Source organism: Trichocoleus sp. FACHB-6, from assembly GCF_014695815.1.
In the GTDB taxonomy this organism is placed as follows: Bacteria; Cyanobacteriota; Cyanobacteriia; order Cyanobacteriales; family FACHB-T130; genus Funiculus; species Funiculus sociatus.
Genome location: NZ_JACJOY010000079.1, coordinates 1 through 14112 on the forward strand (window position 1 = coordinate 1; position 14112 = coordinate 14112).

14 protein-coding genes and 1 pseudogene are annotated in these 14112 nt (G+C 46.1%); 4 read left to right on the forward strand and 11 right to left on the reverse strand.

The genetic code is table 11. The features are described 5' to 3' along the window. Positions 1–577: 577 nt before the first annotated feature. Positions 578–1888 (reverse strand): aminopeptidase P N-terminal domain-containing protein, encoded by a 1311-nt coding sequence (locus H6F66_RS15520; protein WP_190422860.1) that lies wholly within the window; start codon positions 1886–1888, stop codon positions 578–580. Positions 1889–2196: 308 nt separating this feature from the next. On the opposite strand from H6F66_RS15520, the gene H6F66_RS15525 reads away from it, so the two are divergent. Continuing rightward, complete coding sequence (locus H6F66_RS15525; protein WP_190422862.1) at positions 2197–2739, forward strand: peroxidase-related enzyme; 543 nt, start codon at positions 2197–2199, stop codon at positions 2737–2739. A 29-nt stretch (positions 2740–2768) separates the two neighbouring features. Continuing rightward, positions 2769–4061 carry an adenylate/guanylate cyclase domain-containing protein gene (locus tag H6F66_RS15530; protein WP_190422864.1) on the forward strand — a complete coding sequence of 431 codons (1293 nt, stop codon included), beginning with the start codon at positions 2769–2771 and terminating at the stop codon, positions 4059–4061. Between the two features lie 39 nt (positions 4062–4100). Here the strand turns inward: H6F66_RS15530 and H6F66_RS15535 are convergent, their stop codons facing one another. From H6F66_RS15535 to H6F66_RS15565, 7 genes are all read right to left on the reverse strand, one after another. Further along, positions 4101–4877, reverse strand: coding sequence for an MBL fold metallo-hydrolase (locus H6F66_RS15535; RefSeq protein ID WP_190422866.1), 777 nt, complete (start codon positions 4875–4877; stop codon positions 4101–4103). An 83-nt stretch (positions 4878–4960) separates the two neighbouring features. Further along, positions 4961–5548 carry an aminodeoxychorismate/anthranilate synthase component II gene (locus H6F66_RS15540; protein WP_190422868.1) on the reverse strand — a complete coding sequence of 196 codons (588 nt, stop codon included), beginning with the start codon at positions 5546–5548 and terminating at the stop codon, positions 4961–4963. Positions 5549–5587: 39 nt separating this feature from the next. Beyond that, positions 5588–6040 (reverse strand): diacylglycerol kinase family protein, encoded by a 453-nt coding sequence (locus H6F66_RS15545; RefSeq protein WP_190422884.1) that lies wholly within the window; start codon positions 6038–6040, stop codon positions 5588–5590. 123 nt (positions 6041–6163) lie between these two features. Further along, positions 6164–6712, reverse strand: a complete 549-nt coding sequence (gene ybeY, locus H6F66_RS15550; RefSeq protein WP_190422870.1) for an rRNA maturation RNase YbeY — start codon at positions 6710–6712, stop codon at positions 6164–6166. Positions 6713–6729: 17 nt separating this feature from the next. After that, the gene (locus tag H6F66_RS15555) at positions 6730–6942 is read right to left on the reverse strand and encodes a DUF3285 domain-containing protein (protein WP_190422872.1); all 213 of its coding nucleotides are present in this window, start codon (positions 6940–6942) and stop codon (positions 6730–6732) included. 225 nt (positions 6943–7167) lie between these two features. Beyond that, positions 7168–8275, reverse strand: a protein-coding gene (prfB, locus tag H6F66_RS15560) for a peptide chain release factor 2 (protein ID WP_190422886.1) whose coding sequence is annotated in 2 segments (ribosomal slippage) — positions 7168–8202 and positions 8204–8275 — 1107 coding nt in all. Because the reading frame shifts where the segments join, the coding sequence is not laid out codon by codon here. 159 nt (positions 8276–8434) lie between these two features. Next, the gene (locus tag H6F66_RS15565; protein ID WP_190422874.1) at positions 8435–9163 is read right to left on the reverse strand and encodes a Bax inhibitor-1 family protein; all 729 of its coding nucleotides are present in this window, start codon (positions 9161–9163) and stop codon (positions 8435–8437) included. A 402-nt stretch (positions 9164–9565) separates the two neighbouring features. Between H6F66_RS15565 and H6F66_RS15570 the strand changes: the two genes are divergently transcribed. Then, the gene (locus tag H6F66_RS15570) at positions 9566–10351 is read left to right on the forward strand and encodes an RNA polymerase sigma factor SigF (protein ID WP_190422876.1); all 786 of its coding nucleotides are present in this window, start codon (positions 9566–9568) and stop codon (positions 10349–10351) included. 630 nt (positions 10352–10981) lie between these two features. Here H6F66_RS15570 and H6F66_RS15575 read toward each other — a convergent pair. From H6F66_RS15575 to H6F66_RS15585, 3 genes are all read right to left on the reverse strand, one after another. Beyond that, positions 10982–12142: a beta-ketoacyl-ACP synthase gene (locus H6F66_RS15575; protein WP_190422878.1), complete on the reverse strand. Its 1161-nt coding sequence runs from the start codon at positions 12140–12142 to the stop codon at positions 10982–10984. A gap of 28 nt (positions 12143–12170) precedes the next feature. Next, positions 12171–12920 (reverse strand): peptidylprolyl isomerase, encoded by a 750-nt coding sequence (locus H6F66_RS15580; RefSeq protein ID WP_190422880.1) that lies wholly within the window; start codon positions 12918–12920, stop codon positions 12171–12173. A gap of 75 nt (positions 12921–12995) precedes the next feature. After that, positions 12996–13562, reverse strand: coding sequence for a photosystem I assembly protein Ycf4 (locus tag H6F66_RS15585; protein ID WP_190422882.1), 567 nt, complete (start codon positions 13560–13562; stop codon positions 12996–12998). Between the two features lie 431 nt (positions 13563–13993). On the opposite strand from H6F66_RS15585, the pseudogene H6F66_RS15590 reads away from it, so the two are divergent. Beyond that, positions 13994–14112: pseudogene (locus H6F66_RS15590) on the forward strand (photosystem II D2 protein (photosystem q(a) protein)); the annotation flags it as partial.

The window sequence follows — 14112 nt, forward strand, 5'->3', positions numbered from 1 at the left end:
TTATGAGTTATTGCCAGAAACATCGGAGACTTTTATTTATCTGGCAATGATCCGTATCATGGTCAGGCGGTTGGCATAATATTTAACCCCTCACCACTTTTCAAACATCCTCTTAAGCAATTTTGGGTATATCCTGGTAGAATAATTACGCATATATTCAACTTCCTTAATTACATAAAAATCTTTGTCTACTGTTATTTTTTACTAGCTTTATCCACTTAATAATCATAAAAATGTCCCCTAGATGGAAGATATTACAAGCGGGTTGCGCCAATTGTAATACAATTTATTTGACTTCCTTAGATATAAATAGTCTTAAATAGAAAATATTTTTAGAGAATTTAAAAAGCTTGCATTATTATCCAAATTACATCTATAAGAGAGTTATTACCAAAATACTTGACCCGCCCGGAATCAATTTTCCAGATGTAGGGGCGCGATCACCCTTGTCTGTACATACATTTTAATGTATGTACAGACAAGGGTGATCGTGTTTGTCTCTTTGTCGATTAAAAAAGAACTGAAATCCTTTAGCAATCCTATGAAAGAGGACTCTTAAGGAGAAAGCGAATTATTTTTAAGCTTCCAATTCCTCCACCAATTTAGGCACTGCTTGTGTCAAAACCTCATGTCCTGACTCAGTGACTAAAACATCATCCTCAATCCGGATGCCAATACCACGCCACCTGTCATCTATCGCTGGCTGTCCTTCGACAGGTTGCACATCAAGTCCAATATAAAGTCCCGGTTCCACTGTCAGCACATGACCGGGTTGCAAACTTTGCCAGACTTCCTCACCGTGCTTGTAAACGCCTGCATCGTGGACATCTAACCCCAACCAGTGTCCAGTACGGTGCATATAAAAAGGTTTATATTTCTCTTCTTTGATGATTTCTTCAATATCACCCGCCAGAAGTCCCAAATCCATCAAACCTTCTACCAGCACCCGCACCGCTGTATCGTGAAATAAATTGTAAGGATTGCCTGGTTGAACTTGCGCGATCGCTTGTAACTGCGCTTCTAATACAATCTCGTAAAGTATCTTTTGTTCTGCCGTAAATTTGCCCCCAACCGGGAAAGTGCGCGTGATATCCCCGTTGTAATATTGGTAACAACAACCCGCATCAATCAGCAGCAAATCATTATCCTGCATCTGCCGATTGTTTTCAATGTAGTGCAGCACGCAGGCATTAGCACCAGAGGCAACAATTGAGGGATAAGCTGGCCCCATCCCACCCCGCTTTCTGAAGATATGTTCTATCTCCGCCTGAATTTCGTACTCATAACACCCTGGTTGCGCGAACTCGCGGGCGTGGTTATGTGCTTCTACTGAGATGTCAGCCGCTCGACGTAACAATTCTAACTCGGCGGGGCTTTTCACCAGCCGCATTGCATGAAGGACGGGGTTTGTGTCTTCAATGGCAATTGGCCCCGTACCGCGTTTGGGATAACCCGCCATTAAGCGCTGCCAGTGTTTGATAATGGTATCGTTGAAAGCGCGATCGCGTCCTAAATGATAATAAATCCGATCCGCTTTTTCTAAATACTGGGGCAGCTTCTCATCAAGTTCCGCAATCGGGTAAGCTTCATCCGCCCCATACAATTCTTTTGCTGCATCCACACCAACCCGATATCCCGTCCAAACTTCCTTCTCCCGTTCCTTCGGCTGCACAAAGAGAATAAATTTGTGTTCAGCGTGGTGTGGTGCTAAAACTGCTACCGCCTCCGGTTCATTAAACCCCGTCAAGTAAAAAAAATCACTATCCTGGCGGAAAGCGTACTCGACATCGTTGTGCATAACAGCCACTGGCGCACTACGGAATATACCCGTTCCGTTGCCAATTTTTGCCATCAACTGCTGGCGGCGATCGCGGTATTCTGCTTGCATAACCTTAATTCTATTAGTTTTAGGAATTATATCTTTTTATTTTATCGGTTCATTCCTTATCTAATCTTTAAATACAGTAATCTATCTCCACAAAAATTAGCTAATAATTAATAATACAGAGCATTGTCTTATCGATCCTGTTATCCTTTGAGGACAACAGAGTGCTATTTGCGGGTGCAACTACTAATAAGCAGAATTCTCCTGTCCGGGCTTTGTAAGACCCGAAAACTGGAGATCAGGGTAATCAAATAAATATTTTACACACTTGTATCATTTTACACCCGCATAACCAAACACAAGAGGCACCAATGGCTCACTTTTCTATCAAGGAACCAGAGGAAGTAACCGATTTAAAAGTTAAGGAAGTTTACGACGAAATCTTAACAGAATTAGGGTTTGGCATCGTTCCCAACATTTTCAAATCGATGGCTATCAATCCCGACTTATTAGAAGCCAACTGGAAAAAGTTTCGCGCCACTATTCTCAAGGGAGACGTACCCCGTACCCTCAAAGAAATGATTGGGGTCGCCATCTCCCAAGCCAATAATAGTCCCTATGCCTTAAACGTTCATCTGCATGGATTATCAGCCCTAGGGATGAGTGAAGAAGTCCTCAAGACGTTAGTTTCAGACTTTGCTGCTTGTCCGCTACCAGCCCGTGAAAAAGCCGTAATCACCTTTGGCTTAAAAGCCGCCACCAAACCGCACGATTTAACTGATGCAGATTACCAGCAGTTGCGTTCGTTGGGGTTAGACCAGTCAGAAATTTTCGAGATTATTGGCACAGCTGACTTATTCACCAGCATAAACCGCTATACGGACGCGATCGCCCTCGAAATTGACTCATTATAAATTTAAAATCACCCTATCCTCCCAACTCCATGAATGGCAATGGGCTGGAAAAGCAAGAACGCGAACCACTGCTGCTGATAGCCCGCCGTCTGCTGGCTGAAACTCAAGCGCTATCGACCCGCATCGCCGCCGTGAATGAAATTGCCACAGCGATCAATCGTTCCCTTAATTTAGATGAGATTTTGCGAGTCGTAGGCAAACAAGCCAAATGGTTGCTAGATTTTGAGCATTGTAGCGTCTACATCTGTCATAGCAATTCTTGTCGGCTAGTGACATTGTTTGGTTCTCCTGTGGAATTGGACGCGGCTAGCGTCATAGAGGATAGTCCTCTGGGGCGTGTCATGAAAACGGGTCAACCGCAACTAATTAAAGAAGGTTCAACGGCAGCTTTTTTAGCACCCTACGCCTCCCAGCTGATTATCCCATTGGTAAGCGATCGCTCTTTAGTAATGGGTACAATCAACTTTGCCACCACTTTACCGAAAGCTTACACCCTAGAAGATGTGCGGATCGGCTATTTACTAGCTTTGCAAATATCAGCAGCAATTCGCAACGCCAACTGCTTTGAAGAGTTAAATCAGCTAAATGCTCAACTAGAGGCAGAAAAACGCAAATCTGACCAACTACTATTAAATATCCTCCCAGCAGATGTTGCTGATGAACTGAAAAGCACAGGTAGAGTAAAACCTGTTTATTATGAATCCGCCTCAGTTCTATTTACCGACTTCAAGAACTTCACTAACTTAGCCGAACAACTGCCACCCCAAGAGTTAGTAGATGAACTAGATTATTGCTTTTCTGCTTTCGATATGGTAACTGAAGCACAGAATCTAGAAAAATTAAAAACAATTGGTGACAGTTATATGTGTGTTGGCGGAATCCCCACTCCCAACCGCACCCATGCGATTGATGCCGCCCTAGCCGCCTTACAAATTCGAGAATTTATGCAATGGCGGCGACAAGAAAAAATTCAAAACAATCATCCCTACTGGGAAATTCGCATCGGCATTCACTCAGGCCCATTATTAGCAGGTGCAATCGGACACAAGAAGTTTGCTTATGATGTTTGGGGAGATACTGTTAATATTGCATCCAGAATGGAATCATCTGGTGTTTCCGGAGGCATTAATATTTCCGAAACAACTTTTCAGTTAATCAAAGATTTTTTTGAATGCGAATATCGGGGTAAAATCGATGCAAAAAATAAAGGTGACATCGATATGTATCTTGTCACCCGGATCAAAGAAAATTTATCGTTAGATCCCAGGGGTTTGTTACCCAATGAGAAATTTAATCAACTTTATTCAGTCATTAACGAGTAGTTCTCGTTCCCAGGCTGAGGCGGGGAACGAGGATGTAATTTAAAATTTATAACTCATCAATGCGATCGCGCTCCCATTACTAGGCAAATCTCCTGGCTTAACCGTCAGCGTGTCACTAACACGACGTATCGGCATCCCATCCATCAATGCCAAAAACTCATCCACAGCCACAATATCGCACTTATCAGGATCGGCAGCTTGCGTCCGGTAATGCGTCGGAATCACCAACTTCGGATTGAGAACTTGTATCGCCTGCTTTGCTTCCGTTGGCGTGTAAGCTTTCGCGCCCCCGCCCACTGGAACCAGCACTACATCAGGACGACCCATGAGAATTTTCTGCTCAATCTCAATCGGTGCCGCTGCACCCCCCAAATGTAGAACATTAATTCCCCCTTGCGTCCAACGCCAAGCCACATTTGTCCCAAAACGTCGTCCGCCCTCCCGGTCTTTGCCAATGCTAATCCCTTGAAGTTTTAAATTATCAACTTGATAAGCTCCCGGTTCGTAGATTAATTTCGGATTCCCCGGTAGCCCTTCCACCCCGCCTTCATCAAGCAATAGACTGCTGACTAACACCAAATCTGCCGCCACCTTAGATGAACGATAGCCAGATGTGCAGCCCAAATTCTGAAAGGGATTCACCAGAACTCGTTTGCCGCCCCCAGTGAACAAAAAGCTGGTATGCCCCAGCCACTTAATAGAAAGTGAATCACCAGATGTCTGCGCCTGATAACTTTCAAATCCAGAAGCCAAGCCTGTTCCTAAAGCTGCAAGGAAGCCCGCCCCAGCATACTGGATTAACTGTCGCCGTTTCATCAAGATTTAGTCCTTAGTCATTAGTTCTTTACTAATAGTTAATAGTCAATAGTAATCAACAATTAGCTATTAGCTATTAGCTTCTAAAGTGATTCCAGAAAGTTTCGCAACAACTGCTTTCCTGAAGTCGTCAAAATACTCTCTGGATGAAATTGGACGCCCTGAATATGCGGATAGTTCCGATGCCGAACGCCCATGATTGTGCCATCCTCCACCCAAGCCGTAATTTCTAGGACATCTGGGCAAGTTTGGCGGTCAATCACCAAACTATGATACCGGGTAGCGGTAAAAGGATTGTCTAATCCTTTAAACACCCCCGTATCTGTGTGATGGATGGGAGAAGTTTTTCCGTGCATCAACATTGGCGCAGAAACCACCTCACCACCGAAAACCTGACCAATACCTTGATGACCCAGGCAAACGCCTAAAATTGGCACAGTTGAGCCTAGTTCTTGAATTAGTTGTTGGGAAACTCCAGCATCTTCCGGACGGCCTGGCCCCGGAGAAATCACGATTCCATCTGGCTTAGCAAGGCGGATTTGCTCCAGAGAGATTTGGTCATTTCTATATACCTGAATCTCAGACGCTACAGGCAGTTGTGCGCCCAGCTCTCCCAGGTACTGCACTAGGTTATAGGTGAAACTGTCGTAGTTATCAATAACGATAATCAAACTTTATCACTCCTTCTTGGCTCAATCCTCAGCACTTTTTTAGCGCAGCGCCGACTGAATCAAAGCTACAAGTGGGGGTAGCATTAGCGAAGTGGCTACCAACACTGACACCAGCGCTGAAATCAGAACAGCACCAGCGGCACAGTCTTTGGCAATTTTGGCAAGTTCATGGTAGGACTGCTTAACCGTTAAGTCAACAACCGACTCAATCGCGGTATTTAATAATTCCATTGCCAACACCAGCCCAATTGTCAAGCCAATCACTGCCATTTCCACGGGTTGGAGATGCAAAAAGACGCATATAGCGATCGCTCCTGTACCTATGACTACATGGATGCGAAAATTGCGCTGGGTAACAAAGGCATATCGGAGTCCAGCCCAAGCATATTTAAAACTAATCAGTAAGTTGGGAGCAATTCGCCAAGATAAATCCCGGTTTGGTTTCACCACATCAGAGCAGTTAATCGAAGGTGTTGAAAGTTCTTGAGGCATGGCAGCGTTTTTTTCTTGCCTAAAGGAAATTAACCATTGATCCAGCTTCATAACCGGGAAACTCCAATCCGGGATACGAACAATTGCATCAACCTAGAATATTACAACTTGCGGCTGTTGGATCTAATTTTGCTGGATATCAAGACCAATAATCTGAAGTAAAGTTTCCTGCTGATTTAACATTTCACTCAAGCTATCTTCATCGGGATGATCCCAACCGAGAAGATGTAGCAAGCCGTGAGCAGCTAACCAAGCTAGCTCGGTTTTTAATGGATGTCCTTGTTGTTGAGCCTGGCGAATTGCCGTATCCACAGAGATCGCGATATCCCCCAGATATAGAGGCGTATCCTCCATTAATTCGACTGGTTGAGGACAGTCTACCTCTAAGGAGGCAAAAGCCAGCACATCTGTCGGTTTATTTTGCTGACGGTACTGAGAATTAAGCGCCTGCATTTCCTCATCGTCGGTGAGGCGCAGACTCAGTTCGTAAGCATCCGCTGGTGGAATATCCGGGTGCAGACTTTCCATCCAGCGATAAAACCAGATTTCCCAAGTTTCCGGGGCGATTCCCTCCGGAATAGCTTCGCTTGCGGCGCTATTCAATGAGTTGTCAACAGCAGCAGATGCACTGGAAGAGAAAAAACAATCTTGTATGCTGACTTCAACTTGCACTTTTGTCTAACTTGTCGTTAACGAGTAATATAGGACAAACCAATCAGAACAGCCAACAAACCAACGGTTGTCAGTGCGAAGTGTTGCAAAGAAGTACCCCGCTTTCGCACCATGTTTCGCATTGCCAGCTTAACGTAGCTGGGTTTAGCTTCCGTGGAAGCTGCTGGCGATTCTGGTAAATTTTCTGAATTTTGTGGTGCCACTGGGGACGGTGAAGATGGGTTGCTCATGAGAAGCGTTTACTTAAGGTCAAAGAGTGAGAAACCATTGTTTCCCTAAATGTAACAGTTTGTTTCTCTATTAAGGGCATTATCTAGCTATCTTCCAGAGTAAGCCTGGGAATGCCGAAGTGAGGCAGTCACCTTTCACGATCAACTGGCGAGGCAGAACGTCTATTGTGAGCGTTCCCAGGATCAGCCTGGGAACGAGAAGCCTACACCTATTGATTGCCTTTTTTAAGCCAGTTGATTTTCTTGGCGCAGATAAGCTTCAATGAACGAGTCAATTTCGCCGTTCATCACATCAGCGATCGCAGCCGTTTCCACTCCCGTCCGCAGATCCTTTACCATCTGGTATGGATGGAAGACGTAGTTACGAATTTGGTTGCCCCAAGCTGCCTCCACCATATCGCCGCGAATGTCGGCAATTTCCTTGGCGCGTTGCTCTTGAGCAACAATCAGTAACTTAGCCTTAAGGATGGCAAGACCTTTTTCTTTGTTTTGCAGCTGACTTCGCTCCTGGGTACAGCGCACGGCAATCCCAGTGGGAATGTGAACGATCCGCACCGCTGTTTCCACTTTGTTGACATTTTGCCCACCTTTGCCACCAGCTCTGGTAGTAGTGATTTCCAGATCCTTGTCTGGAATGTCCAAAGTGACCGATTTATCCAGAGTTGGCATCACTTCCACTCCAGCAAAGCTAGTTTGCCGCTTGTCGTTGGCGTTGAAAGGCGATATCCGCACCAGTCGGTGAGTTCCTTTCTCTGCCTTCAGGTAGCCATAAGCATAACGCCCGTCAATTTCCAAAGTGGCAGATTTTATCCCGGCTTCATCTCCCTCCGATATTTCCGCTAAGGTGACTTTGTAGCCGCGATCTTCTGCCCAACGGGTGTACATCCGCAGCAACATTTCCGCCCAGTCTTGAGCGTCTGTACCGCCTGCACCAGCGTTAATACTTAGCACTGCTCCGCTTTGGTCGTATGTACCAGAAAGCAGCTGTTGCAACTCCCAGCGGTCGAGTTCCTGATTGAGCTTGGTAACGTTAGTTTCCGCTTCCGCGAGGAGTGCGGTGTCAGTTTCTAACTCCAGCAGTTCTACGACAGCCTTAGCATCTTCCAGATTGTTTTTCCAATCCTCAAATTGCTGTAAGTGGGATTTCAGGTCATTGAGTTCTTGGAGAGTTTTCTGTGCAGCAGTTTGGTCATCCCAAAATTCCGGTTGAGCTGCCAATTGCTCCAGGTCTTGAATTTTAGCAGTCAATGCAGGAACGTCAAAGATAGTCCTGAGTTTTACCCAGGCGATCGCACAACGTTTCGACTTCTCGTTTAATGTCTAGTAGTTCAATCATTGTTTCGAGCTTTTTCCGATGAGCACTTGGTAGTAAAGTTGCACTTTTTTCGATCTTAGCTGGAGTCTTTACTTTCTATGTATAAGAAAAAACCGTAGCTTTTCATATTTAAGCCACGGTTTCAAGCTTATTTTAGTTCGCCTAACCTTTTGCCTATTAATCGCGGCTATTGAGCGCGATCATCAAGCGCAAAATGAAAATGAACAGGTTGATGTACGTCAAATACATCGACAAAGCGGCAGGCAGATACTCATCGTTGCGGTAGGTGCGAGGCAGGATGTAGAAATCCACCACAGCAGCACCTGCAAACAAAAACACACCAATGCCAGAAATGGCAATTTCTAGCCAGGTGGGTGTATAGACACCAAAGAAGGACAACAGCAGCTGACCCACTAGCACAACAATTAGGGCGATGATGCCTAGCTGTACAGTTTTAGTCAAAGCCATGCCGTCTTGGTCAGACAGGTTAGAACCAATCTGCCGTGCTGCAATAAAGGTAATGCCGCAACCGAGGGCAGCAAAACCAATTCCTTGCAAACCAACTCCAGATGTCCTCAACGCGACGAACAACAACCCACTCAGGGTATAGCCAGACAGCAGGCTGTAGGTAGCCAAAAGCGGCAGAGCAACGCTCTTGTTACCTTTTGCGGCAACGTTTTGGGCAACGAAGAAGAGAGCAAATTCTGCAATCAGCGCAACCCAGAAGGTTGGCATGAATATCTCTGGATTGGAACGGAGAACGCCAAGACCCCCGTAGCTGCCAAGTGCGGTCAAAACAAGTCCAGCGCCTACGTAGGGTAGGGCATTGGCAATCACATTGGGACCAACGAGCGCGTGATTTTTAGCCTCACGTATCGCTTGACGGAAGTTGCTGGTGTTACTCATGGGACTTCCTCAGAACTAAACCAATAATTTACAAAAAAGGATTACCTTCCAATTCAATTGTGGCGTAGACCTTAAGTCTTCTGCTACTGGGTTCCCACTCAAGGATCTCGCGGCTTGTTTTAAGAGCCTAATTTCATGTCCATCTCTAATAGGGATTTAGATTGCTGCCTCGCTGAGACTGTAAATCAATTTAGCCATAGACAGCTCTATAGACAAGCTCCGGCGGAACCAAGGCGCAATTTACGTATATATGCTGACATTTGGGAGGAAGTCCTCTGTGAATTCCGTAATCCAACGATGGTGTGTAGCTCCGCCTCTAAAGAGAATAAGTTCAGGTGAAACGAAAAAGATATAGCGATCGCCCAATTTTCTAAACGGGCTGGTATTACAGAGGCTTTGACAATGGCGACTCAACCTTCTTGCAGCTCCGATTCGATGGAACTTTTAATTAAATACTATAGAAATCCATCCGTCGAAGTTCGCAATCGACTGGTGGAGTTAAATATGGGACTGGTGAGGAAAATTGCTCACCGAGTCAGCTATCAGTGTTCTGAACCTTATGAAGATTTGGAACAACTCGGCTATCTCGGCTTGATGCGGGCGATTGAGCGATTCAACCCTCATCAAGGCTATGCTTTTAGTTCCTTCGCGGTTCCTTACATTCGCGGTGAGATGCTGCATTTTTTGCGCGACCGGGGCGGCGTGATGAAAATGCCTCGTCGCTGGCAGGATCTCCAGCAAGAAGGGCAAAAAGCGCGTAAAGATTTGGCACAAACTTTAGGACGTTCGCCAAAAGAAGCTGAAATTGCCGAAGCGCTAAAAGTATCGCTGGATGAGTGGAATGAAAGTAAGGTAGCAACTCAAAACTGCCGACCACTAAGCTTAGATACTATCGTTTATCAGCAGTTCGATTTTCAGATTACGTTGGGAGAAACGCTGCCTGACGCTCGCTATCAAAGCTTGCAATATCAAGAAGAAGAACGGCAAGAACTGGAAGGCGCGATGAGCCATCTGGATAACAAAACCAAGGCGGCTATTGATTTGGTGTTAGTACGCGATCTTCCCCGTAAAGAAGCGGCTAAACGCATCGGTGTCAGCCCGATGACGGTGACGCGACATCTGCAAAGAGGTGTGGAGCATTTGGTATCTGTGTTGCAGTCTCAAACTCCAGAACGTTTGGCTAGTTAGAGGTTAAAAGCAATAGGTGGGGTAAATTGCCTTTTTTAGAGCAGTCGCCAATTAAATATTTGTAGAGAGTTTTTAGGGTGGCATACACCCTATTTTTTTTGTTTACTTTTATACAAATTTTTTGCCCTCGCCCTAAACCTTCAGGGCGAGGGCATTTTTACAATACGTACAATGGACAGAAATTTTATGCACTTGTATACTTGGTTTGGGTAACTTGGGATAATTTCCCGCTAGTTACATCAGATATTCAAAAGGTAATTTATGCAGCCATTGTTAGTTAGTGTCATCACTTAGGATGCAAGGAGTTGCTATCGGCTGCGTTGCAGATCATGTTCACCTATTAACTGATTTCCCGCCTGCCTTGACTGTATTTGAATAAAGCTAAAAGCAGTTCTTCTGATCTAGTTACCCATGAAATAAAACCCAAAAATTTTTCAAGTGGCAAGGTGGTTACGGTGCATTTAAAGTTAGTCGCCACAACATCGATCAAGTAGCTAACTACATCCGCAACCTAGCCAGCCACTATCAGCAAAAATCCCTTATCTCCGGCTGGGGAATCACCTTATTAAAAATTTTATAAAGCCTGCGAAGGTACTCTTCATTCGTATAGCCGAACGCCTAAAGGCGCGGCTACATTTTACTCAACGCTACCACCGCATTCTGTCCTCCGAAACCAAAGCTAAAACAAAGCACCCGCCGAATCTCAGCCGGACGCGACACTGTAACTAAATTCAAATCAAACTCTGATTCTTTCAACCCGACGCACGGCGGTAAAATTTGATGCTGCAATGCCATCAAGCTAAAAGCTGCACCCAAGGCTCCTGATGCTCCCAGTGTATGACCTGTGGCTCCTTTGGTGGAACTAACTGGAACTCCTTGGGGAAACAACTTCCTAATTAGCTGTGCTTCGTTGTGGTCATTTAGCTGGGTAGCTGTACCGTGGGCATGAATGTAATCGATGTCAGAGGGGGAAAGGTGGCTGCGTTCTAAGCATTGTTTGATAGCCGCGATCGCGCTTTTCCCTCCAGGCTCCGGCGCGCTAGCATGATAAGCATCTGCTGTCAAGCCAAATTCCAGCACCTGACCATAAATCCGTGCTGACCGCCGCTTTGCTAAATCCGCTGATTCAAGTACCAACACAGTAGCCCCTTCTCCCAAGACCAATCCTTCGCGGTGTCGGTCGAAGGGATAAGCGCCAGATTGGGCTAAAGCACCCATTTGCTTAAATCCAGCCAGGGTAAGTGGTGTAATCGGGGCTTCCACCGCCCCAGCAATTACTTGCTGACACTGCCCAGATTTTATCAAGTGAAAGCCTTGCGCGATCGCCCAAATTCCAGTTGCACAAGCTGCCATTGGTGCCAATACCGCGCCTGTTGCCCCGATAGACCTTGCGGATGCGATCGCATTCATATGCGGCAGCGCCTCCAACCATTGCTTTCCTAGCCCCCCCTTATCACGGGGGGGTTGGGGGGGATCTGCCCGATAAAACTCCCGCGCCAATTTCTCCCAAGATGCCTGATGAGAGCGACTTGAACCAATTACCACGCCACAATCAGGCAAAGGTGCAACCAAAGCAGCATCTTGCAACGCCGCCGCCACAACCAGCCCAGTCAAAGTTTCTAACTGGGCTGGTTGTTTGCCTATCAGCGCCAAGGGACGAGGGGAAAGTTCCCCAAAAGGTTGATGCAGCTGAATACCAGATTTACCCGATATCAGCTGTTGCCAGCTGGACTCCAAGCTTGTACCCAAAGCTGAAATCAAACCAATTCCAGTGACAACAACTTCCACCATTGAAAAGCTATTAGCTATTAGCCATTAGCTATTTTTTCAGGTTTTCCGCACCCTTGGTTACTTTAGCTGATTCAATGCGATCGCCTTGCTGAATCTTGTCAACAACATCCATCCCTTGAGTGACATTGCCAAATACAGCATAGTCGCCATCCAGAAATGGTAAATCAGCTAAAGCAAAGTAAAATTGCGACGAAGCTGAGTCAGGCATAGATGAACGAGCCATAGCCACAGCACCGCGAGTATGGCGCAACTCTGGCACAGCCGAAACCCTTGCGCTCTTTAGTGTTTGACCGATGACGGGCTTATCTGCCCCTTTCGGCGTGATTTCCAAAGGAACGTAACGCGCTTGATTCGTTGCTGGATCGATAAAACTACCCGTTCCCAGCCGTTCTGTCGGGAAATTAGGGTCTTTACCTTGTGGGTCGCCGCCTTGGACGACAAAGGGTTGTGGTTCCCGTACTACCCGGTGAAACACCAGACCATCGTAGGTACCGCGCTGGACTAAATCTACAAAATTCCCCGCTGTAACTGGGGCATGAGTTCCATCGACTTCAATCGTAATCGGTGAGCCATTAACCGTCATAACTACGGTGGCTTTACCTTCTAGGCGGGGCAAATTGCTCATTGGACTACTCGCTGTAGTGGCAGGTGTGGTGGTCGTTTCAGTCGCTAAATTGGTGGAGTCCGAGGAAGCAGCCTGTGGTGTGGCACATCCTCCTAATATCAGTCCCCCAATCATAAACAGTGATATTAACCAGTGACGAAGTTGTATCTGCATTTTCACTTCCCCTAATTGTGTAGCCAGAGCTACTGAATCATCTTATGCAGATATGGGATAGCTCAACCAAGATATTTACAGACCTTCGATCGGCACTTCTAAGAAACGAGCCAGCTCTGCTCCCTGATTTTCCAGGGCTGACAGGGATATCGGTTCACCTACTCTGGTCAGAGTAATATCTCGGCGTCCCTTAACGCGCAGATAAATCGCTCGACGAGGGTTAAGTCCTTCTTTAATCTCCACTCGAACTGCTTGCACGTCTTGTGTCCGGCAGGTGATTTCAATCTGGCGGTTTTTCCCTGGAAAGCCCCACCGGAAGATCCGAACGAATCCTGTCTCTTGATTAAACTCGTTGTAACCGCCGCCTACGTCCAAAATGATGACTAGCCACAGGTAGCTCGCTAGAAGCAAACCGCAGATGCCGTAGAAACCCATCGCTATTCCTTGAGGGATGAAAGTTAGCTGGGTGGGGTCAGCAAAGGGCAGCAGATTCACTTTCAGGTAGCTAGAAATTCCAGCCAGCAGGAAGCCAGTAGATCCTACGGAGACTACGGTTGCCCACCAGTAGTTACTCAAGCGGCGAGAGCCTAAAACTTTTTGACGGAGAACGCGGGAAGGAGTGGTTGTTGTCGGTGCAGTCATGAAATAAAGCTCCAAACAGAGCCAGAGTTGTTAAGGCAAGATTTTTAAGATCGCTCTGATTCAGATTATCCAGCGAAAACAGGGATTTATGCTATTGAGGCGAATAATTTGACTTTGGCAGGGATTAATGAGAATTACGTGTCAGATTGTAAAAATTCTGATATTTTTTTATCATAGAGAACACGCGCTCATACCCCAACGATTTAGTCTTGGAGGAAAAAGCGCATAATTGCCAAACAACAGTAGCCTGAAACCTGACAACAGGGCAACAGGTTAGTCAAAGTTGACACGCAGGGAAATAAAGCTAGTTTGTCTATTGAAGACAGACACTAGACAAAATTCTCTATAAAAGCCCAATGCGCTCTGGCGTGGGTGGTGTCAAAAAAAAATGTTAATTCCTCCGAGTTGAAGCAATAGTAAGAGGATTTGAAATGACAATTGCAGTCGGACGCGCTACTAACGAACGGGGTTGGTTTGACTCCGTAGACGACTGGCTAAAGCGCGATCGCTTCGTCTTCGTCGGCTGGTCAGGTTTGCTACTGTTTCCCTG